This window comes from Verrucomicrobiota bacterium (genome assembly GCA_019247695.1).
GTDB lineage: Bacteria > Verrucomicrobiota > Verrucomicrobiia > Chthoniobacterales > JAFAMB01 > JAFBAP01.
Map to the genome: position 1 here is coordinate 1 of JAFBAP010000077.1, position 19,952 is coordinate 19,952.

Consider the following 19,952-nt stretch of genomic DNA (forward strand, 5'->3'; position numbering starts at 1 on the left):
GGGCAGCATTCAGGCGGGAGATACGGTTTGGCTGGCGGGAGGCAGCTACTCGGCACCCCTCACCATACAAGCGAGCGGCAGCCCGGGCAGCCCGGTGACGGTCCTGCGCGCGCGGTCAACCGATTCGGCGGCCGCAAGCGCGGCGGGATGGAACTCGAGTTTCGATTCCCAAGTGGCCTTTAGCGGGTCAAACTGGCCCTTCCTCTCGATCCCGGCCGGCCACGACATCACCGTCGACGGGCGGGTCGCTTCGGGCATCCTGCTCCAAATCCCCTCCAGCGGCGGGAACGCCTCGCAGGGGGCTCAAAACGGGAACGTCGCCAACGTGACGATCTCGAACGTCGAGATCATCGGGCCGTCCGCAACCTCGGGCCTGTCGTGGGGGCGCTATGGGTTCAATTGGGCCCCGAGCAGCAACACCGTTACCAACGTCACCTTCGATCATTGCATCGTTCACCAGCTTTGCGAAGCGTTCCGGGCGTCCAATTGGAACGGGGTCGTCATCCAGTATTGCACGATCCACGACCTGACGACCGACAATGTCGATCATGACGATATTTGTTATTCCTACCCGGGCCAGAACGTGACCTGGCGTTACAACACCTTTTATAACTCGCCGGACGACGGGCTGTTCTTCGAGTTCGGAGGCGCTACAAACTACTATTTCTACGGCAACGTATTTTATTCCTGCACCTACAGCATGATCACGTTTAAAACCGGAAGCTCCTATGGGCCGGTTTTCATTTACAATAACGTGTTCGCGGGCCGGGACCCAAGCCAGAGTTATGCCTACATCCAGGCGCAAGGCAGCGTGGCAAGCACCACCCAGTGCTACAACAACGTGTTTTTCAACGCGACCAACGGGATTGAGAACCAGAATGCCGTCAATACGGATTATAACGCCTATTACCCGGCGACCGTCAACGGATACTCGTGGCCGAGCGGCAGTGAACCGCACTCTTTCGCGCTTGGCACAAACCCCTTCATCAGCAGTACGACGGGAAATTTTCACCTGACCGCAGCCGGGGCGGCAGCGCTCCAGAAGGGCCTGCCCCTGACCACAAACGGCTTCATCAACAAGGACATGGATGGGAATACCCGGGGTGGCTCCGGGGGATGGACCATCGGGGCGTATCAGTACTCCAGCGGCAGCTCAACGCAGCAACCGACGCCGACGCCGCCGCCGCCGCCGACCGGTTTGCGAATCGCGGGCAGCTAGTCATCTGTCCTCAAAAGAAGCGGAGGGATAACCGGATCATGGCTATGGCGGGCGATGTCAAGGGTTGCTCCAACGAGGCTGAAGGTTAGGCGGCCAGGAGCACCCGACGGCGAAGTATGCCGAAGGTAGCCCGCCCGCACATTTGCCGCTTAATCAGCTTCAACTCGTGAATCCGGCCTTCAGCTTGGGTGCTCCTATAAGGCAGGGTCAGGGCGACCTTCACCGCCGCCTTACCCTGCTGCAACCCGGCCGCGAAGGTTTCCAAAGCCGGAATCGCGCCGGCGCCGGCGCCCGTGAACCAAGAGGTCAGGACGAGCAGTGGATCCGTCAGCGGTTGATCGCGGCCGGCGTTGCAGCGGCGCGCCAACCCGGTCAGGCGCTGAGCTAAATCTATACCGCGGGCCTTCGGGCGTTGCGCAACGCGGGTCAGGATCGCCGCTTCGGCCGGCCCCAAGTCTTCCCAGGCTTGGACCAACAAACAACCAAGCCGACTGCCGGGCCGAGGGCAACGGGGGCGCCGTCTGCGAAGGCAGCCGCAGCACCATATCGGCGCTGGTGGCCATGCCGTGGCCAGCCGCGCGGCAGGCTCCCCGCCCAGGGTAATGCCGGCCTGCCCTTGGGCGGTGGCCAGCCGCTGGCTGCGACGGGACAAGCCAGCCTCCCACAGAACCCCCTCTTCAGCACCTGCCGGCCGGGGCCGGTGCCGGGAGAAACACAAGGATTCCCCACTCTTTTAATCGGCAGTCGAATGGCAATGCCGGTCCGTCGTCAACCTGCCCCTGATGCCCTCGAGAAATGGTCCCGAGACAGGCAAGCCGTCGCTCGTGGCGGGGCCGCCTGACCCAACTGCCCTGGAATCAGATCAGGAATTTCCGAGATTTTTGCACCTGAAAGGGCACAGCTCTTTCTGAACGCAGCTACTTGATGTGGGCCTCAAGGTAAGCCTCGAGAGCCTTGATCAGGAGTTCGTCGGGAGAAAGGTGTTGTACGTCGCACACTTGCTTCAGCCTTCGCTGGTGCACCGGATTCAGGTGTACGGCGATCATCGGAGTCGCCACGGACTTGGTTTCCGTGGGGCCTGCGGTGACCGTGGGGGTGGTGGGATTTTGCATGTGGGACTTTGGCACGAAACGGATGATGGCGCACCTTGCGGTTTGCACGCCCGAACCGTGAAGCTCTTTCCGACGCAAAATTCCGCCCCCGCCCCGCGTCTGAGGGCACCGGCCGGGGAGAGGTGAGGGTAAGGGCGCCGAACGCAATCGCCACCCCAGGGCCGGGGCCCTTTTCTCCTTTTCGAGTTGGACGATGCCCTCGTTCCGTACACAAATCCGTCCTTCGGCCGGCCGCTGAGGCGGCCCCTTGGCCGGGCCAGGATTCAAAGCGCTCACGTTCCCGGCACGAACACCAGGTCGACCCAGTAATTGGCCGCGTTGTAGGTGTTCGAGGGAAAGCTGCCGCTGCCGCCGTACGCGTAAACGCCGTTGCCGCCGCTGGACCCGCTGGCCGGGGCCGTCAAAGAGCCGTTAGTGTACGAATTGCTGAAGTAGTAGTCATCCTCCGAATAGTACCCGTTCGTATGGTAGGACACGATGTAAGTCGTGCCCGCCGCGACCGCAACCGGGTTCTGAAGCGTCACCTGTTGCCAGCCGCTCGCGGACTCCCCGGAAAAAGTCGCCGAGGCCAGAAGGGTGCCGGTTGAACTCCAGAGGTGCGCATCGTGCGTACCGGTGTTTTGCGGGCCCTTGTAAAAGCAGATCGCGGTGATCTTGCCTGCGGTGGCCACCGTAAACTTCACGCCAAGCTCGACCGCGTTGGGGTCGTCGATCGTCACGTTGGACGGCACGGACCCCGAGTTGAACAGGCCGGACCCCACCGTGATCGGAGCGGGCGATGACGAGACGCTGGGCGTGTACGACACCTCATTTGAGGGCGCGCTTTCGAGCCCTGCGCCGTTATAGGCCGTAACGGCAAAAAAGTACGTTTGCCCGGCGGTCAGGCTTGAGATGGTGGCGCTGAGATTATTTCCCGCATCAGTGACCTGGGTGTAGCTGCCGCTGGACAGCCCGTAATGCACGTGGTAGCCGGTGACGCCGCTGCTGCCGCTGGCGTTCCACCCCAACGAGACGCTCTGAGCCGCTGCTGCCGTCACCCACGATAGGGCGGGCAACAACCATGCGGCCAGCCGCAGGGCGGCCGTCCGCCGCTGCGCGGACGATCGATAAGCGCACCGTTTTGGTCGGACGACGTCGCGGGGCGGCCGGTTTGATGGCTCAAAACGGTACGTACGGTTCAGGGGCGTCGGTGGCACGGCAGATTGCATATCTCAATTTTTTTCTGTTATCGTTGCTTATGCGCAGTGTAAGCGAGGCCTGGAATCTCCGGGCGGGTTGTGTGCTTACAGCACCCTGTGCGGAGTTCCGGTCTCGCATTGGTTCACTCCCTATGCAAGCCTAGATGTTCATGATGAAGAACTTTTTTTGGCCGGGTAAGTAGAAGGTGTGGATCGAGTACACGGTGTGAACAGAGTACAAAAAATAAACCGACTAAAATGGTCTGAATCAAAAGGCAAGTAGAAGATGATGAAGAAGAGGTAAGTAGAAGAACTGGTAAGAGAGGTAAGGAGAAGATACGGAGGTAAGGAAAACGCCCCTTGGGTTCAGCCGACAATCCCGTGGAGCTTGCATTTTGGTTCAGGAGGAGCGGCGATCGGATTTTGCATTCGAAAGGGCTCCGCGCGTGCCGAGGGCCCCGAGTAGACGCGGCTGATAGGCTGAAGCCGGCGAGGGGAGCTCACCGGTCGGCGCCGAGCCGGCCCAAGTACCCGGCGAACGGTACGGGAGAGCGCCTTCCCGCGCTGTCATTGAGCTAAGTACGCAGGCAAAACTTCGTTTGCATAATTGGTGCTTGAACCCGCAGTTTCACGGCGTTTTTCCGGATCGCATGCGTACGAACTTTTGCCCACCCGCTTGGCCTTTTGCCCAGAACGACCGCCCGTCAGGATAGGGGCCTTGACGCAGAAATCTCCCGTTCCCCGCGCACGCTTGACGCCCGGTACACAAGAATGCGGCCGCCGACCGCCTACTCTGCGGAGCGCCCGGCACTTCGGTGTTTAGCCGCTTGAGAAAATCCCCCATTAACCGATTACGGCGCGATCTCCGCGATGAAACGTCCTCAACGGTAGTGCGACAGCCCGATCGGGTCTTGACGATGAGAACCGTTTCGGCCTTCTCCAACGTCTTGCCTTCCTAACGGTAGGTACCCGTGATCGGAAACAATTGGTGCAGACCGCGAGCTGTTTCTCCAGCAGACCGCGGCGGCTCCGGCGTGCTTCGTCGCCCGGGCGACCCGATCCCGGGCTGCTTGTCCGATCTGCATTACGGTAAGCACGCCGTCCAGAGCCGGGGCCATCCGTCCGATCGGCCCAGCCTCGGTCACGCGGTTTGTCTGAACCTTTTGGTGCGCCGCTTCCGGCGCCGCACCCCGGGCTACCCACGGCAGACGTTTGCCGGGCTTTTGGTAACGTTGCTCATTTCCCCCAGGCTCGTCGCACCCGGCGGCCGGCCATGCGCACCGGCGCCGGCGCGGTACTGCGCCTGGTGCGCGGCCGCCGCCCCCGGCCCTCCCCCTTATAAATACTAGAATTATTCAGCATTCCGTCGAGTGACCGGGACGAATAAAACGGGGTAGAAGTGTGAATCTTACTGAATCTTACTGTAAAGAGAACAGGAGTAGTAACCACCGATGCAAACCCGTAGTAACGTGACGCGCGCTTTCTTTGCCCTTTGTAACCGCCCTTTCGGCAAACGCGTGGCTTGGCGAAGGAACCTCCTCCACGGTCTGATGCTGGCGGCAGGCCCGGCATGGCCGTTGCTGGCGCCTGCTGCGGAAGCGCAGGGAAGCTACACCCTCACCGACCTGGGCACCCTCGGTGGGAACTACAGCGAGGCCTCCGGGGTCAACAACCTCGGCCAAGTGGTGGGCCTCTCGACCACGGCCTCTGACCCCAGCGGGGCGGGCGACGGTCCGGAGCACGCCTTCCTCTACAGCGGCGGCAGCATGCACGACCTGGGCACTCTGGGCGGCGTCGAGAGCGAGGCCTCCGGAGTCAACGATCTCGGCCAGGTCGTCGGGGATTCGGACACGCTGGGCAATGCCACGACCCACGCCTTCCTTTATGGCGGCGGCCGCATACGGGACCTGGGCACCCTGGGTGGCGCCAACAGCTACGCTGCCGCGGTCAACCGCCTCGGCCAGGTCGTCGGTTATTCGCAGGCGCTGGGCAACGCCACGACCCATGCCTTCCTTTATGGCGGCGGCCGCATGCAGGACCTGGGTACCCTCGGCGGGCCTTCCAGCTACGCTTCCGGGATTAATGACCTCGGCCAGGTCGTCGGGTATTCGTATACGCTCGGCGGCAGTACCACCCACGCTTTCCTTTACAGCGACGGCCGGATGCGGGACCTGGGCACCCTCGGGGGGACCAAAAGCTATGCCTGGGGAATTAACGACCGCGGCCAGGTCGTCGGGGATTCGTTTACGCCGGGCAACGTTGCAACCCACGCCTTTCTTTACAGCGACGGCCGGATGCAGGACCTGGGCACCCTCGGCGGGACCTCCAGCTACGCTTACGGGATTAATAACCGGGGCGAGGTCGTCGGTTCTTCCTACACGTCGGGCGATAACGCGCTGCACGCTTTCGTTTACAGCAACGGCCGGATGCAGGACCTGGGCACCCTCGGCGGGACCAATAGCGGCGCCTCAGGGGCCAACGATCTGAACCAAGTCGTCGGCGCTTCGACGACGGCCGGTATCGCTCCGGTCCACGCGTTCCTTTACAGCGCCAACCTCGTTAAAACTCGCCCTTGACCGGACCGGCACGGCGGCGTTGCCTGGATGCGAACGGGGATTTCTCCGTCCATGCCCGGGAGGCTTCCCCGCTGGTCGATTAGGTTGCCCGCCAGATCGGGGACCGGGCAACCCGCGGCCGGCGCCAACCCTGTACCGGGCCGGCATGGGTGCGCCGGCCCGCTTTTGGCCTCGGCGTCCCACTCGTACCCTTGCAGGTCCTGCACCAACAAGGTCCTGTTGCCCTGAGGCGTGCCGGCCATGAACCGCGTCTTTCAGAAAACCTCGTTGCCTTCAGTTGCCCTTGAGTCGCCGTGTCCGCTCAACCGGGAAGGAGTCGGTCGTGACGACAACGTCGACCCAGTAGTTGCTCGCATTATAGGTGTCTTTGGGAAAACTGCTCGTGACCCCGTACGTGTAAACGCCGTTGCCGCCGCTGGTGCGGTCAGCGCAGGCCAGGAGCGAGCCGTTCTTACGGGCGATTGTGAAATAGCTACCATCGGCCGAGTAATGGCCGCTGTCCGTGTGGTAGGAGGCGACGTACGTGGTGTTGGCCAAGATCGGCACCGGCCTCGGCAGGTCGACCTGCTGCCAGCCGCTGGCCGATTCACCCGAGAAGACCGCCCGGGCCAATACGCTGCCCGAAGCGCTCCAGAGGTGAGCCGTGTGCGACCCCGTGTTCTCGGGACCCTTGTAAAATCGGATCGCAATCACCTTGCCGGCAGTCAAGCTCTGGAACTTGACGCCCAATTCCACCGGGTGGCTGTCGTTGACGGTGATAATGGACGGCGCAGCACCGGGCTTGAACAGGCTCACCGCACCTGCCGTGTACACTATTTCGCTTGAGGGTGAGCTTTCGAGTCCTTCGCGGTTATAAGCGGTAACGGCAAAAAAGTAGGTCCGTCCGTTGGTCAGACCAGAGATGGTTGCGGTGAGGCGGCTGCCCGCGTCGCTGGTGTGGGTGTAGACGCCGCTGGCTATGCCGTAGTGAATACGATAGCCGACGATGCCGGAGGCGGGATTGGGATCCCAAGCCAGCGTAACGGTCTGAGCGGCTTGGGCCCCCATCGCCCAGGCCGCTGCGAGCAGGAGCGACACCGCCACGCAGAGGGTGGCCGACCATCGATGCGCCGGCGACCGGTCCGGCAGAAGTTGCCGCGGCCGGGCGGTGTCACCGGGCATCTGCCGGTTCGATAACACAGGGCACCGCGCGCCCCGGGTGACGTTAATGGCACGAAGTGCACCAGATATTTTGACGGCTTTTAGCGATATGAACATCGAAAATACGATACGATGCGGCGATTTGACGCGAAAAGCCAGCAGCGCTCAAAAGGCGAGGCGCCTTGAGGCGGATGTCGCATTTTCGATGCTCGCATCAACAAGCGGGGTTTTACCGAGCTACGCCGGCTGCCGATCGTTCCGATGGATGGCGATGGTGAGATGATCTGGAAGTGGATGACCGCTGCCTTGCGGGAATAAAAATCTACATTGCCCCTTATTACGTGCCCAACGGATTCTATTCGGAAGACGGAAACTACTTTCTTGATTCGCTTGCTAGCGGATTACTAACGGCTCCAGCCGGCGCGGCTGGCGGCGGCAACGGCGTTTACGCGTATGGAAGTAGCGGCGGCTTTCCCTCTTACATCTACGGCGCGGCCAGTCATACTATTTCGAGCAGCATCGACGTGAAATTCTGTCTTAAGCCCAACGGGCCGGGAGAGCTTAGCGCAGAGTTTTATCCCACTGCCACTTAGTTAAGGATACAAGGCCGGGTATTGCTTTCGTCCCTCCAGGACGAAAGCAATACCCGGCCTTGTATCCTTAACTAAGTGGCAGCAGCGTAAACCCTGGGCTATGTTCCAGCGCCCCTTCGGGGCTGAAATCCGGTCGAACGGTTGCCGGGATAATCAATCGTCCAAATGGTATAGCGCCGTGCGGAGCACCCGGCAGCCTCCCCTCCGCCGGCATTCCACCGGGATAATTGTCCAAAGGGTGTTAGCGGGTTGCGGTGGTTTTTGTACCGGGTTCGTGACCTTGTAGCGATATGAGCCCCCCCGCGTGGCGCGGCCGAGCGCCTTGGAGCGGGCGAAAGCCCCCGGTAAGAGCCGTGCGCCCAAATCCTGGTGGTTCCGGGATTTGGGCGCGCCCTGGGCGAAATCGGGCGTACCGAAAACGCCCCCGCTAATCTGAAGTCTCTGGCTGAGGATAAACGATTACGAAAGCACGGGTGACCGGGAGCTACTGTACATTGACGATGTAGCCGAATAGACCGTGGCTTTCGCCGGCGATGCCGGCCGTGAAGTAGAGGCGGCTGCCATAGAAGAACAGCGCAAAAAGGGAATCGATGGCTATCGGTTGGCCCTTCGCATTCTGCAACGTCCCGACATACGTTCCGACCCCGGTACTGATGTCGAAGGCATTCACGTGGCCATCCCCGTAGTTGCCGACCAGCAGGGTCTGAGGGCCGAATTTGCCGAACGCGTCCGGCACCACGGCAAGCCCCCAGGGGCTGTTCAGCGGGCCCTGAGAAATCAGGCGTTGCTGCAGCTTACCGTCGAGGTCAAACGCGTCGACAAAGCCGTTGCCCGGCGCGTTGTCTTCCTCCACTGCCGCCGGCAACAACTGCTTTGCGTACGTCACATAAATCAGTCCATTGATGTTCGCGATGCCGAACGGCGCAAATCCGGCCGGCAGATTCGGGTCCACAAAGCCGCCCGCGGGGGTTACCGGAGTAAACGTGCTGTCGAAGACATCGACTTTCCCGTTGTGGAAATCCGTTGCGTAGAGTCGTACGTCCCCACTTGGCAGGGTGGCTAAAGCGAGGCCTTTGTAGACGGCCCCCTTGGCTGAGTTGTCCACCGCTATGACGGCGTTGGACAGGTTCACGTCCGGGTTCCAAGCCGAGATGGTGCCGCTCTCGGCCGCGAAGATCAGGGTCGCAGGTTGTGCATTCGCCCCGATCAGAAATCCGTTCGCGATCGGGGGGTTGAAAACGACGCCGGTAGGCCAGGAACTCGCTCCGGAATTTGTAAGGGAGGTTGGATCGATGGTGCCAGCGAGTGGGATAGTGACCGTGAACACCGGCGACGTGTTGCTCGGAACCAGCGGAACGGGCGTGCCATCGGCCTGATAACAGGTCGAGGCGCCGGGATTGTTGTCGGCAATCCAGAAATTGTTTGTGTAAGGATTCAGGGCCAAACCCCATGCACATGACAAATTGGGGTCTGTATTCTGGGCAACCCCGGCAATGTCGCTCTGCAGGTTGACCCAGTTGAACACGGTTCCGGCAGGAGTTCCTTCGGTTCCTCCAGGATTTCCTCCTTCCTGCGCCTGAACACGTTCCGAGAGGAAAACACTCGGAAAGAACTGCAACGTGCAAGCGACGGCAATGGCGCCGATGTTAAAACGGCGAAGGATGTAAGAATGATTACGCATTTTCATAATGTAGGTTCTTTGCGGGCACCCGCCGCCGAATGGCCGTGACTACGAGGTCTACACAGGCCAACCCCGCCGGGGGGTGGGCTACCTGCCTCCATGCCTACCAAACTTGCGCGGTTATTTCAATTCAAATTAGAAGGAGATGCAGTTACGTGCGCGTCAGGACACTGCCTCGCGGCATCAGGCAGCGGCTGGGTGAGACCGAAGCAGCGGCAGTCGTCCTTCACATGGTCGAGACCATTGGCTAGCCCCGTCGGTCCTCTGCGTGGTGGCTAGTCAGATTCTCCATATTCATTCCTGGCTATATAATAAGTCCATTTACGAACTAATTTATCTACTAAGGCGAAAGCCCTTTGGCACACGAAATCATCATGCAAAGTGCGAACCCTTGGCGGGTCAGGTGTGCACGTCGCGGCTTTACGCGTGCCGGGATTTACGTCCGTTGAGTCAACGCCGCGTTATGCGGGCGCTGTTTATTTGACCGGATCCCGTTTGGTTTGATTTGGCCCAGGCCGGAGTTTAAGCTCGCGGGGTGCCAGGCTTGAGGGGGGCTTGCCGGGCCTGCATCGGTTTCCCTCGTGAGCCGTTTGGCTGGAACCCAGTAGAACGCTTGCATGACGCCAGATTCAAGGTTGACCGTCGTTATCCCGGCTTTCAACGAGGAGAAGACGATCGGAGCGGTATTGACCCGGTTGTTTGAATGCGTTCCGACGTTGTTTGAAGTCCTGATCGTCGACGACGCTTCGCGGGACGGGACGGCTGAACAATGCCGGGTGTTTGCCGAACGCGAAACGCGGATCCGGGTGCTTACTCACCGTCAAAACCTGGGAAAGACGGCAGCGTTGAGAACCGCTTTCGAGCACGCTCACGGAGACATCATCGTCATCCAGGATGCCGACCTGGAGTATGATCCGCAGGAAATACCGGCTTTGATCGATCCGATCGTGCTCGGCAAGGCTGACGTTTGTCTGGGTTCGCGATTTCTTGTACGCAAAGCGGGCCGGGTTCTCTACTTTCGGCACTTTCTGGCCAACAAAGTTTTGACCTTGCTCAGCAACATTCTGACCGATTTAAACCTGACAGACATCGAGACCGGCTATAAAGCGGCTCGAGGCGTGATTTTCCGCTCCATGCTGATCGAATCACGAGGCTTTGGATTCGAGATTGAGTTCGTGGCGAAGTGCCGGAAAATCGACGCACGCATTTATGAGGTGCCGATTTCCTACTACGGGCGCACTTACGAGGAAGGCAAGAAAATCGGCGTTAAGGACGGCATCGACGCCCTCTGGTACATTCTGAAATTCAACCTCTTGCGCAATAAGGCCGCCAGCTTCCGCAGCGAACCGCGGCTCAGTTAATGACCACCCGAAATCATCCGCAACCGTGACAGAAATTTTCGGATCGACGTGGTGGCTGGATCACCTGATGTTAGGCTTGGGCATGGCAAGTTTTCTTTACATGCTGATCACCCGGTGACCCGGTCCAGGTGTAAAGTGGTGCTGAAAGCTGGTCACCCTGCGCCCACAAAGGGAGTTCCCCATAGGATTTAAGGGGAATCTCGACGCGCCCAGGAACCAACCGGATGCCCCTTACTCAGATCCGGTTCGGGTGGTTTACAGGTATCCGGCATACCTGATCGCGGCGCGGTAATGGTGCAGGATTTGTTTGAGGCTGAAGATGATGGCAGAGATCTGGTTCTCGCCGGACTGCTGGCGGGGCGTGCACAGGCTCAGGCAGAACGGGCGCGGCCGCACGTGGCCGGTATTAAAAATCGATGCCGGTTCAAAGCCGGCGGACGGCCGGAGCCGGATCGGTTCCGGTGCGAGCGGCACGAACCGCTGTGCCAGCTCGACGGCCGGCCAGAGCACCTCGGTGGCGATCAACCGACTGCAGGTCCGTATCTGAAACCCGGAGATCGGCTGATTGCCCTGGATGAAAATAACCGCGTCAAACGCGTTGCCCTCAAGCTCCCGTTCAAAGAAGCGGACGGCAGGATCGGCCGACCCGCACCAGAAATCATTCGTGAACTCGCGGCCGCCGCTACCGCGCGGTCGTGGGTTGGCCTGCGGGTAGCCGAACAGGGCATAGTCCTGCGCGAGCAGGGAGGCGAGATCGAGCTCGACCAGGAGTTTGGCGAGGGCGGCGCTGCCCACCGTATCCTCAGCGCTCAAGCCGGCAATCAGGGCCAGGCGAATCGGAAGGCCCCGGCCTCGTGGACCGATCAAAACGAAACTCGGGATTACTTTCCCGCCTGCGCGAAAGCTCCGCCACCTTGCCAGGCTGGCTGACTGGTGAGCCAGGGCGTTCAGGGGCGCTAACCAGCTTTCATTCGATTCAAGCGCAGGCGGGAGCGTACAGGACGGACCGGAGGCGAGTTGGTTCGGCATGAGCATTGGCGTTGGCGTTAAGGTGGAAGGCACCAGCGTCAGCGATGGCTGGTGATGAACGCCAGCATAGGCAACGGCGAGCTTAATGTCTACTTTTTTAATAGGGTTTATGCGCGCCTGAGAGCGGGCACACCGCGGCCACAGCGGGAGAAAGCGGGCACGACGACTGAGTTCACACGGTCACACGGCGGGCACAGGGAAAAGGCGGGCACAACGACTGAGTTCACACGGCGAACACGGCGAGCCACGGCGACCACGGCGGGAAGAGGGGGAAAGCGTTCGGAGTTCGGAGTTCGGAGTTCGGAGTTCGGAGTTCGGAGTTCGGAGTTCGGAGTTCGGAGCGGCAGCATGGGGGCGAGATGCCGATGTCAAGCTCCGGTTTCGTGGATCCTTTTCTGCGTTCTTCTGCGTGTTCTGCGGATGATTCCGTCTTCCCGCCGGGCGAGCCTGACCTTCGGGGGGAGATCGGACCTGGTTCTACGACGCCTCCGAGCTCCGAACGCCGAACCCCGAGCTCCGAACTCCTCCTCCTCTTCCCGCCGTGTTCGCCGTGGCTCGCCGTGTTCGCCGTGTGAACTCTTACGTGGTGCCCGCCTTTTCGCTGTGCCCGCCGTGTGACCGTGTGAACTCTTAGGTTGTGCCCGCCCGACCGAAGGCACCCTCCTGCATAAGTTCCCGGATCGGCCTGCGCCCGGATGGCTCCTCGCGCTCGCGCAACGTTTCGGGTAATTTGCCGGGATCACCTGGATGTCCGGCGGCAAACATCGCGACCACCGCATAATCATCGGGTACGGCGAGAACCGTGCGGGCCTTCTCAAAATCGAAGCCTTGCATCGCGTGAACGACCAATCCCATCACCGTGCCCTGGAGGGCGAGATTTTCGTAGGCGAGGCCGCAGTCAAACACGTGCACGGGGTTGGGTTTACCGGTTTTCTGAAACGTCTTGTGGGCGAGAATGACGGTCAGCAACGCGGCATTCTGGCACCAGGCCCGGTTGCCTTCGACGAGCAGGTCGAAGAACAAGGGCCACGACGGCGTGTCGCGCCGCGCGTAAAGAAAGCGCCATTCCTGTTCGTTATAAGTCGACGGGGCCCAGCGGGCGGCTTCAAAGAGGGTGAACAGTTCCTGTTCGCTGAACGGTTCTCCGCTCATGGCGCGAGGTGACCAGCGCTTCAGGAAAAGCGGTTCGATGGGAAAATCAGCCATTCGGTGCTGCTCGGCTCTTGGCAATTGACTCATAACCGCATTCTCTTGCGGCTAATGCCGATGTCAATGCTGCGGTAAAACCGGCTGCCTGATCACCGGCCGGCTGCAACGGTAGATAGAACGGTTTTCCACCTAACAAAAGCCCGGTTACCCCCCCTGTTTTCTATCCGGATGATGATCCCGGATGGAAGGTTAGGCGCGGGCAGGGCCGCGCTTCTATCAGTTAGGATGTGTTAGGTTAGGTTCCAAGGCAGTGGCAGACCGTTTCCCGGTCAGAAGCATCCAGGTGCTTGCAATGCCGTCCGGGATGGCCTAGCCTGTGTTTTTCCGGAGCATCCCCTATGGCTCACAAACTCATTGACCTTCTGAAAGGGCTCGATGACGACGTGCGGGTTCATGACGGGTTGACCACGTGCGAACCGTGGTGCCTTGTCCACGCGCTCACCGATGCCGGCTTCCAGGACGAAGCCCGTTACCGTTTGGACTCTCACCGCATCGTGCGTCTCGATGACCATGGACGCCAGGAAATCTCGGTCGTCTATACGCTGGACCGCTACCCGGACGCCAAAGACGTGCAAAAATCGGTCTTTGACCTCCTGGAGGCGATGACGGGTGAAGAGCGTAAAGCCTGTACGCAGCGGTCCCTGGCTGCAGCGTTTGGAAGCTGCGAAAGCATCCGCGCCTTCATGGAAACGTACGCCGAAGACGGGGAGGATGCCGGGGCCGTGGCGCAGCGATACGTGAACGCGGCGCGCTGAGTTGACGGGAAGCGCTTAACCGGCGTTGGGGATGTCCCGGGAAAGCTGCAGAGGGGCAAGCCGGGCGAAGGCGTGAAACGCGCCTCAGGGCTGCGTCCCGCGGGAGCTCGCCTCGGGTTCCGCCGTTTCTGATCCTGTCGGTTGTTTCAATGCATCCACGAGCGCATGCCAGCCCAGGGTTGCGCATCTCAAACGTTGCGGGAATCGTTTAACGCCTGCCAGCGCCCGCAGGTTCCCCAAGGCCGGGCCCGGGTCATCCGGTCCGGTCAGAAAGCCGCTGAACTCGCGCTCGAGTCGCAGGGCCTCCTGCACCGGCTTCCCCTTGATCTGCGCCGTCATCAAAGAAGCCGACGCCATACAGATCGCGCATGCCTGTCCGGTAAACCGAACCTCATCGACCGTGCCGTCCGGGCCTTTGCGCACATAAAGGGTGATCTGGTCGCCGCACAAAGGGTTGTAACCTTCGCTCCTGACCGCCGGCGGGGCCAGTTCACCGAAGTTTCGAGGCCGCCGCGCATGATCCAGAATGATGGACTGGTAAAGCTCGTCGAGTTCCATTCAAGCGCCGAAATAATCGATGGCTGAACGCAAAGTATTCAGCAGCCGCTCAATTTCCCCGGTTGTGTTGTCGGCATGGTCCTCCCGGTAATAACCGCTGATTTTTGAATCGAAATCAGGCCAGCGAGCTTATGACGTGGCGTTTGATTCCCGGCCTCGGGAGCCGGCTTCTGCGCGGGGTATCCAGAGTGAAACGAGGAACCCGGATCCAGCCGGCCCGATCGAAGAACAGCGTGCGGCTCTGAGGTTTGACGAAGGCCCTCTGCAAGGGCGGCACGTCCGGCAGCCGGATGTAAAGGCTGCGGGCATTACGGGCAACCTGAACCTCGTGCAAGAGCGAGCCGGTGACTTCGTCCCGGAGAAACGCGGGGCCACGCAGACGGGGCACGGCCAGGCTCCAGCGCATCGATTCCAGCCCTTCGGTCTGCATCACCAGCAGCAAGTCCACCCGGTCGCCCGCCAGCGCTTCCATGGCGATCTCAATGGAGAGTTCGCCATTCTGGATCGACACGTTCCGGACCGGCGGCTGGAGGAGAAAATCGCTTAATTCATCGTAAAAGCATTCCTCAGGCTGCGCGTACGCGGTGAAACGCCGCCGGCTGGCGGCCACCTGGGATTCATGCGCCAGAATGGCTGCGAGTTTGGTATTAACCTCTTCGGCCGCCAGCCTCAACGTATGCGCCGGTTCGGGCAAGGGGGCTTGGGCCCGGTGAACGACGTAATTGAGCGTGGTGGGAGGCGGGTCCGGCAAACTCGCGCAGGCCAGGGACAAAAGTACGTGCAGGGCGCTATGATCAGGATGCACGTCCTCCGCGGCCGGTTGCAATACCAGGGTCGGCTTCCATTCCCGGATCTGCTCGCGCAAAAGGTCAAAGGCCGGCCGGATAGCGCGCATCAGGAGACTGGTGATTCCCTGATCGGGCAAATCCCAAAAAACCGCCTGGTCTTCGGACCCGCCCAGCACGCGCAGCGCCCTTAGCGCCTCTTTCTTGCGCCGTTCACCCCAGCGTTTACGATCAGCCAGACCGACCTGCCACCGGCGCTCAAACAAGCGTTGCGCCCAGGGGTTGTTATCCCCGCTGGTGGCATACACGATGCGGGTAGGCGCTCCTGCCTGAAAAGCGCGTTGTAAAAATCCGCCCGCCGCTAACGACTCGTCGTCGGGATGAGGTGCAAATACCAGAATTCGATCTTCTGCAGAAAACATGTTGACCATTGAGAGAGAGCCGGCAGGACTGGTCGGGGGCACGACGGACCCAACAGGCTTCCGGCGACTCGCTCGGCTCCTGCCGAGGAATGCCAAAAGCCTTGCGTGCTGGGGCGCTCCCTTACTTGACATGGGTTCCCAAGATTATGCAAATCAATTTAACTGCAACCACAAACTACGCGGGGATCGTTTGCACGTGGTTGCATTCTTCCAAGGGCAACGCATCCTGCAGCAAAGAGTAAAATTTGGCAGATTGTGAGTTTCACGGCGCAAACGGATCGGCTCGGGATTACCCTGGGACAAATTCAAAATCTCGCTCACGAGGCGAGCTGGATAGGGCGTACCTCGGTCGGGCAAGCATGGGTCTTCGATGCGGCGGCTAAAATCGACCCGCGGCTTTGGCGCGATGCGTTCCAGCAGTACGTCCGGGACGCCCGCTTTTACGAGGTGACCGAACAGACGCTGAAGGATCAGTTCAGCCAACACTTTCTTGTCCTGCGCAATGAGGCGAACGGTGCCGCCGCCGTGCAGCCCTTTTTCTTCGTCAGCCAGGATCTCACGGCGGGTTTGCCGCCGTCCGTTCGCGCCTGGGTGACGGCCCTGCGACGCCGGTGGCCGAAGCTTTTTTACCTGACCATCCTGATGGTGGGAAGCCCGGCGGGTGAGGGGCAACTCGACCTGCGCGAGGCGTGGGTCTGCGAGGCTTTGCGTGAAGCCCTTGGCGCCTACGAAAAAGTGGCGCGTCCCTCCCTGGTGATGCTCAAAGATTTCCCCTCCGAGTACCGCCTGCTCTTTCGCGAATTCACCAATCACGGGTTCGCCCGGATGCCGGGGATGCCCTCGGCGCAGCTCCGATTGGACTTTGCCAGCTTCGAAGAATACATGCAGGTAAAGCTCAGCAAGGTCTTCAGAAAGAATCTGCGGCGAAAGTTCAAGGCGCTCAGCCAGCATCCTCCGATCACGATGGAGGTGGTGTCCGACGTCACGCCCTACATCGATGCGATCCTGCCGCTGTACCTGCAGGTCTACAAACGCGCCAGGATGAGTTTCGAGGTGCTTAACCGTGAGTATTTCCTGGCCTTAAGCACCTTGTTGCCGGACAAAACCCGGTATTTCCTCTGGCGGCAGGAAGGCAGGATCATCGCGTTTAACCTGTGCTTGTTACACGACGGTACCCTTCATGATCTCGACGTCGGTTTTGATTACTCCCTGGCCCTGGACCTGCACCTTTACTTTGTGACCTGGCGCGACGTGATCCAGTGGTGCCTGCAACACGGCATCCACACCTATCACGCTGGGCCGTTGAACTACGATCCGAAACTGCACTTGCGGCTCGAGTTGCTGGCGCAGGACGTCTATGCACGCCATCGTTCGAAGTTGATAAATCCGCTCCTGCGGATCGCCATGGATTACCTGGGCCCGGTCCGTTACGAACCGGTGCTCCGGAAGTTTCCGAATTACGCCGAATTGTTCGGTTGATCCGCCCGTCTGCGTGCTGGGACGCAGCTCTACGCGCCGCTCAGGAAGAAGCTTCCGACACCCCGGACGGTCCCTTCATCGTCACGGCAGGTTTCGGCAGGTCCGGATCCAGAAAGCCAAGCGCGTGCGGTGGTTTGATTACGCGTACCCCGGCGGCCTGTTGCTGCCCACGAATCTTTACGTGCAACTCATGCATTTTGGTCCAGTGCACCTTCGGTTTGTAATGGTGCTCGGCATGGTAGCCGTTGTTAAACCAAAGCACGTTGTACAGTTTGTTATAACTGCTCACCCCCCAGGCAAGCGGGACGTCCGGGTTGCCGCCGTAATGGAGAAAGTACCCGTTCAGGTAAGAGAGGCAGTGGCCGAAATAGTAAAACGGCAGGTAAAAGAGCATGAACTTCCAGTTCAGGAAAAAGGCGAGCAGACACAACGAAGCCCACGAGGCAATCTCGAACACCGCGAAGTAAGCCGTGAACGGACGCCGTTTTTTGAGGTCCTGGAAGATCGGCATCGGATCATCCCGGAAATAGCTGAGGAACGTGTACCTCCACGGATTTTCCGGTTCCCCGTCATGGCCGTGCCGGTAAATGGAGAGCAGATCAACCGTTTCACCCTGCTCGTCCCGCCGGTCGCTGTTGCCTTGATGGTGCTTATTATGAAACACCTCGTAAAACTGTTGCGAAAATCCCACCGTAACCGACAACAGCCAGCTGAACGCCCAATTCAGCGGCTTCCACGCGAAATAGGGGTTGTGGATCAGGTTATGGGCGATCCCGTTGATGTTCCAGGAAATGCTTACTGAATAGATAAGGCCCATGATCAGCAGAATCCACCAGGGTGCGTACGGAAACACCATGAACATGGTGATCAGGTATGCGGTGTGCAGCAACTGCGAAGCCACCGGTATCCAATCCGTTGACGAATGGGCCAAAATCTTCATATCCGAATTGACACGCTAAATGGAAACACGAAGACTTGCAACGGTCACGTAGAAAACTTTCCAGTCTAATTCAGTCGTGTCGAACCAATCCGTAGTTACGCCGGGACCAGCACCCATGATCGCCTCCGGCCAAGCGCCAAAACCTCGATCACCCTGGTATTTTCACCCTTTGCTGCAAATCTCGTTCAGTATCGTGCTCTCTTCAGCGAGCCAGATCTTCTTCAAGGTGGCGAGCGACGGCAATCATGGCCCCCATACCGTCAACCTTCAGTTGTTCACCTCCTGGGCCCTTTGGGGCGGGATCGTCTCCACCTTGACCAGCCTGGTGTGCTGGCTCAACGCCTTGCGGTCCGTTCCGCTGATCATTGCATTCAACCTGGGAGCGGCGACTTACATCCTGGTGCCGCTCGGCTCCTGGGTTTTTCTCGGTGAACAAGTTCCCCCGATTCGCTGGCTCGGCATCGCCCTGGTCACGCTTGGCGTGCTCCTCATCGCCCGGCCGCTTTCCCGGATGGAGGAACGCCTGTGACCCTCGCGTATTTTATTCTGTTGATGGTCTCGGAGACCTGCACCGTCGCCGGCCAGATCTTTTTTAAACACGCGATGGGCGGAGAAGGCGCACCGGAACGAAAATGGCGCCGGCCCGCCGGAATCGCGGCCGGGGTCGCGGCGATGACGGTCGGCTTTTTCGTTTGGCTCGGCCTGCTCAAACGTTTTCAGCTCAGTTACCTTTACCCTTTTGAGGGGTTTGATCGCATCATCCTGGTCCTTGCGGCGTCGGCTTTCTTGAAGGAACGAATGACGCAGGGGCTCTGGGCCGGGGTGGTCCTGATCGTGGCCGGCTCAATCCTGATCTCCCTGAGCTGACGGACTTCAAATTAAATGCCGCCCCCGGAAAAATGCCACAATTCCCCCACATGAAGGATGAAGGGGCGAGCCGCCGCGTTGCTTCCGTATTTGCGGCATTTTACTTCTGGCCGGTGAGGGCCGGCCAGATCCGTTGAAACGCTCGCAGGTTGGTCCGTAACGCGGTCTGCGGGTCGACGGGCGGTTTTTTGGGGTGATCCATGGTCGCGTTCTTACGTTGAGTCCAGCGGACGTAGGCGGCCGGCGAGTGCGCACCGCAAAGGTCCCCGCCCGCAACCCGGGTTTCGCGCCGGAGTTCATTCAACGCCCAGGCGACGTCCTCGACTGTGAAGAGGCCCTGTTCCCAATCGGTCACGGCGTCGCCGGGTTGCAGGCAGTCCATGTCGATGGTGACATAAACGCTGCGGCCGCGCATCTGCCCGAGCCGGCGGGTAAACTCCGCCCGCCAGGTGTCCGCCGTGATCCCGGGGTAACGCCGCTGGGCCGAATGGCTGAACCGATCTCGCCAGGGCATGAGCAGCAACCGGCCCGCTGCAACGGCCTTCTGGTTGCCGAACCACCGGTGCGGCGCATTCAGTTCGAAATTTGCGCAGCCCCAGACGATCACGGTCTCAAGCTGCGGTTGCCTGAAAGCCTGGTTCAGCCAGGTACCGCAGCACCAGGCCGGTGGCCGCGTATCCCAGTCCGGATGGTTGTCGAATGAGATAAGCGTAAACGGTTCGCGCAACGGGCGGAGCCATAGCGCGGACAAATGGTGGTAATCGCCCGAGCCGTACAGGGTAAAAGGTGCCACCGACGCCGAAGTTTCCGCCCAGAATGCTTCGATTTCGCGCGCCGGCGCGCAGTAACGGATTCGAGGTCCCCAGGCGCGGCGGTCAAGGTGGTTCCCGGCGCCGAGGATATCGGTGGGCCAGGCGCCGTCGAGATCGATCAACCGGGCAAAGGGCGCTTGCATGGGAGTTCGGAGTTCGGAGTTCGGAGTTCGGAGTTCGGAGTTCGGAGTTCGGAGTTCGGAGTTCGGAGTTCGGAGTTCGGAGTTCGGAGTTCG

Annotated in this window: 19 protein-coding genes; 8 read left to right on the forward strand and 11 right to left on the reverse strand. The window is 60.3% G+C overall.

The annotated features are described in order from the left end of the window. The coding region (locus JO015_08010) for a right-handed parallel beta-helix repeat-containing protein (protein MBV9999042.1) at positions 1–1,219 on the forward strand (1,219 nt) is incomplete at its 5' end. Positions 1,220–1,304: 85 nt separating this feature from the next. Here JO015_08010 and JO015_08015 read toward each other — a convergent pair. From JO015_08015 to JO015_08025, 3 genes are all read right to left on the reverse strand, one after another. Continuing rightward, on the reverse strand, positions 1,305–1,697 hold the full coding sequence (locus JO015_08015) for a transposase (protein MBV9999043.1): 393 nt from the start codon (positions 1,695–1,697) through the stop codon (positions 1,305–1,307). A gap of 439 nt (positions 1,698–2,136) precedes the next feature. Beyond that, positions 2,137–2,331, reverse strand: coding sequence for a hypothetical protein (locus JO015_08020; GenBank protein ID MBV9999044.1), 195 nt, complete (start codon positions 2,329–2,331; stop codon positions 2,137–2,139). 272 nt (positions 2,332–2,603) lie between these two features. Then, positions 2,604–3,539 carry a DUF4082 domain-containing protein gene (locus JO015_08025; protein ID MBV9999045.1) on the reverse strand — a complete coding sequence of 312 codons (936 nt, stop codon included), beginning with the start codon at positions 3,537–3,539 and terminating at the stop codon, positions 2,604–2,606. 1,520 nt (positions 3,540–5,059) lie between these two features. On the opposite strand from JO015_08025, the gene JO015_08030 reads away from it, so the two are divergent. Further along, on the forward strand, positions 5,060–6,085 hold the full coding sequence (locus tag JO015_08030; protein MBV9999046.1) for an HAF repeat-containing protein: 1,026 nt from the start codon (positions 5,060–5,062) through the stop codon (positions 6,083–6,085). A 273-nt stretch (positions 6,086–6,358) separates the two neighbouring features. Here the strand turns inward: JO015_08030 and JO015_08035 are convergent, their stop codons facing one another. After that, positions 6,359–7,246, reverse strand: coding sequence for a DUF4082 domain-containing protein (locus tag JO015_08035; GenBank protein ID MBV9999047.1), 888 nt, complete (start codon positions 7,244–7,246; stop codon positions 6,359–6,361). Positions 7,247–7,509: 263 nt separating this feature from the next. Between JO015_08035 and JO015_08040 the strand changes: the two genes are divergently transcribed. Then, positions 7,510–7,818 (forward strand): DUF4082 domain-containing protein, encoded by a 309-nt coding sequence (locus JO015_08040; GenBank protein MBV9999048.1) that lies wholly within the window; start codon positions 7,510–7,512, stop codon positions 7,816–7,818. 484 nt (positions 7,819–8,302) lie between these two features. Here JO015_08040 and JO015_08045 read toward each other — a convergent pair whose 3' ends face one another. Continuing rightward, positions 8,303–9,499 (reverse strand): TIGR03118 family protein, encoded by a 1,197-nt coding sequence (locus JO015_08045; GenBank protein MBV9999049.1) that lies wholly within the window; start codon positions 9,497–9,499, stop codon positions 8,303–8,305. A gap of 617 nt (positions 9,500–10,116) precedes the next feature. On the opposite strand from JO015_08045, the gene JO015_08050 reads away from it, so the two are divergent. Continuing rightward, positions 10,117–10,860: a glycosyltransferase family 2 protein gene (locus JO015_08050; GenBank protein ID MBV9999050.1), complete on the forward strand. Its 744-nt coding sequence runs from the start codon at positions 10,117–10,119 to the stop codon at positions 10,858–10,860. 255 nt (positions 10,861–11,115) lie between these two features. On the opposite strand, the gene JO015_08055 is transcribed toward JO015_08050, so the two are convergent. Together JO015_08055 and JO015_08060 are read right to left on the reverse strand one after the other, a co-directional pair. Further along, a complete protein-coding gene (locus JO015_08055; GenBank protein ID MBV9999051.1) occupies positions 11,116–11,889 on the reverse strand; it encodes a hypothetical protein in 774 nt (257 codons plus the stop codon). A 630-nt stretch (positions 11,890–12,519) separates the two neighbouring features. Further along, a complete protein-coding gene (locus tag JO015_08060) occupies positions 12,520–13,128 on the reverse strand; it encodes a nitroreductase family protein (GenBank protein MBV9999052.1) in 609 nt (202 codons plus the stop codon). 308 nt (positions 13,129–13,436) lie between these two features. Here JO015_08060 and JO015_08065 point away from each other — a divergent pair, with 308 nt between their 5' ends. Continuing rightward, positions 13,437–13,853: a hypothetical protein gene (locus JO015_08065; protein ID MBV9999053.1), complete on the forward strand. Its 417-nt coding sequence runs from the start codon at positions 13,437–13,439 to the stop codon at positions 13,851–13,853. 84 nt (positions 13,854–13,937) lie between these two features. Here the strand turns inward: JO015_08065 and JO015_08070 are convergent, their stop codons facing one another. Both JO015_08070 and JO015_08075 read right to left on the reverse strand, forming a co-directional pair. Further along, positions 13,938–14,411: an SUF system NifU family Fe-S cluster assembly protein gene (locus JO015_08070; GenBank protein ID MBV9999054.1), complete on the reverse strand. Its 474-nt coding sequence runs from the start codon at positions 14,409–14,411 to the stop codon at positions 13,938–13,940. A gap of 115 nt (positions 14,412–14,526) precedes the next feature. Further along, entirely contained in the window at positions 14,527–15,618 is a 1,092-nt protein-coding gene (locus JO015_08075) for a PIG-L family deacetylase (protein MBV9999055.1), read from the reverse strand. Positions 15,619–15,873: 255 nt separating this feature from the next. Between JO015_08075 and JO015_08080 the strand changes: the two genes are divergently transcribed. Continuing rightward, positions 15,874–17,097, forward strand: a complete 1,224-nt coding sequence (locus JO015_08080; protein MBV9999056.1) for a GNAT family N-acetyltransferase — start codon at positions 15,874–15,876, stop codon at positions 17,095–17,097. Between the two features lie 40 nt (positions 17,098–17,137). Here the strand turns inward: JO015_08080 and JO015_08085 are convergent, their stop codons facing one another. Beyond that, complete coding sequence (locus JO015_08085; protein ID MBV9999057.1) at positions 17,138–18,037, reverse strand: fatty acid desaturase; 900 nt, start codon at positions 18,035–18,037, stop codon at positions 17,138–17,140. A gap of 169 nt (positions 18,038–18,206) precedes the next feature. Between JO015_08085 and JO015_08090 the strand changes: the two genes are divergently transcribed. Continuing rightward, the gene (locus JO015_08090) at positions 18,207–18,566 is read left to right on the forward strand and encodes an EamA family transporter (protein ID MBV9999058.1); all 360 of its coding nucleotides are present in this window, start codon (positions 18,207–18,209) and stop codon (positions 18,564–18,566) included. Continuing rightward, positions 18,563–18,904, forward strand: coding sequence for an EamA family transporter (locus JO015_08095; protein ID MBV9999059.1), 342 nt, complete (start codon positions 18,563–18,565; stop codon positions 18,902–18,904). The genes JO015_08090 and JO015_08095 overlap by 4 nt, the downstream gene beginning before the upstream one ends. A 100-nt stretch (positions 18,905–19,004) precedes the next feature. On the opposite strand, the gene JO015_08100 is transcribed toward JO015_08095, so the two are convergent. Continuing rightward, positions 19,005–19,859, reverse strand: coding sequence for a hypothetical protein (locus JO015_08100; protein MBV9999060.1), 855 nt, complete (start codon positions 19,857–19,859; stop codon positions 19,005–19,007). Positions 19,860–19,952 lie beyond the last annotated feature (93 nt).

Bases quoted from the DNA above. Each gene is read 5' to 3' on its own strand.
- JO015_08020 (MBV9999044.1), bottom strand. From the start codon at position 2,331: ATGCAAAATCCCACCACCCCCACGGTCACCGCAGGCCCCACGGAAACC.
- JO015_08025 (MBV9999045.1), bottom strand. From the start codon at position 3,539: ATGCAATCTGCCGTGCCACCGACGCCCCTGAACCGTACGTACCGTTTT.
- JO015_08030 (MBV9999046.1), top strand. From the start codon at position 5,060: ATGCTGGCGGCAGGCCCGGCATGGCCGTTGCTGGCGCCTGCTGCGGAA.
- JO015_08035 (MBV9999047.1), bottom strand. From the start codon at position 7,246: ATGCCCGGTGACACCGCCCGGCCGCGGCAACTTCTGCCGGACCGGTCG.
- JO015_08045 (MBV9999049.1), bottom strand. From the start codon at position 9,499: ATGCGTAATCATTCTTACATCCTTCGCCGTTTTAACATCGGCGCCATT.
- JO015_08050 (MBV9999050.1), top strand. From the start codon at position 10,117: ATGACGCCAGATTCAAGGTTGACCGTCGTTATCCCGGCTTTCAACGAG.
- JO015_08055 (MBV9999051.1), bottom strand. From the start codon at position 11,889: ATGCCGAACCAACTCGCCTCCGGTCCGTCCTGTACGCTCCCGCCTGCG.
- JO015_08060 (MBV9999052.1), bottom strand. From the start codon at position 13,128: ATGAGTCAATTGCCAAGAGCCGAGCAGCACCGAATGGCTGATTTTCCC.
- JO015_08065 (MBV9999053.1), top strand. From the start codon at position 13,437: ATGGCTCACAAACTCATTGACCTTCTGAAAGGGCTCGATGACGACGTG.
- JO015_08070 (MBV9999054.1), bottom strand. From the start codon at position 14,411: ATGGAACTCGACGAGCTTTACCAGTCCATCATTCTGGATCATGCGCGG.
- JO015_08075 (MBV9999055.1), bottom strand. From the start codon at position 15,618: ATGTTTTCTGCAGAAGATCGAATTCTGGTATTTGCACCTCATCCCGAC.
- JO015_08085 (MBV9999057.1), bottom strand. From the start codon at position 18,037: ATGAAGATTTTGGCCCATTCGTCAACGGATTGGATACCGGTGGCTTCG.
- JO015_08100 (MBV9999060.1), bottom strand. From the start codon at position 19,859: ATGCAAGCGCCCTTTGCCCGGTTGATCGATCTCGACGGCGCCTGGCCC.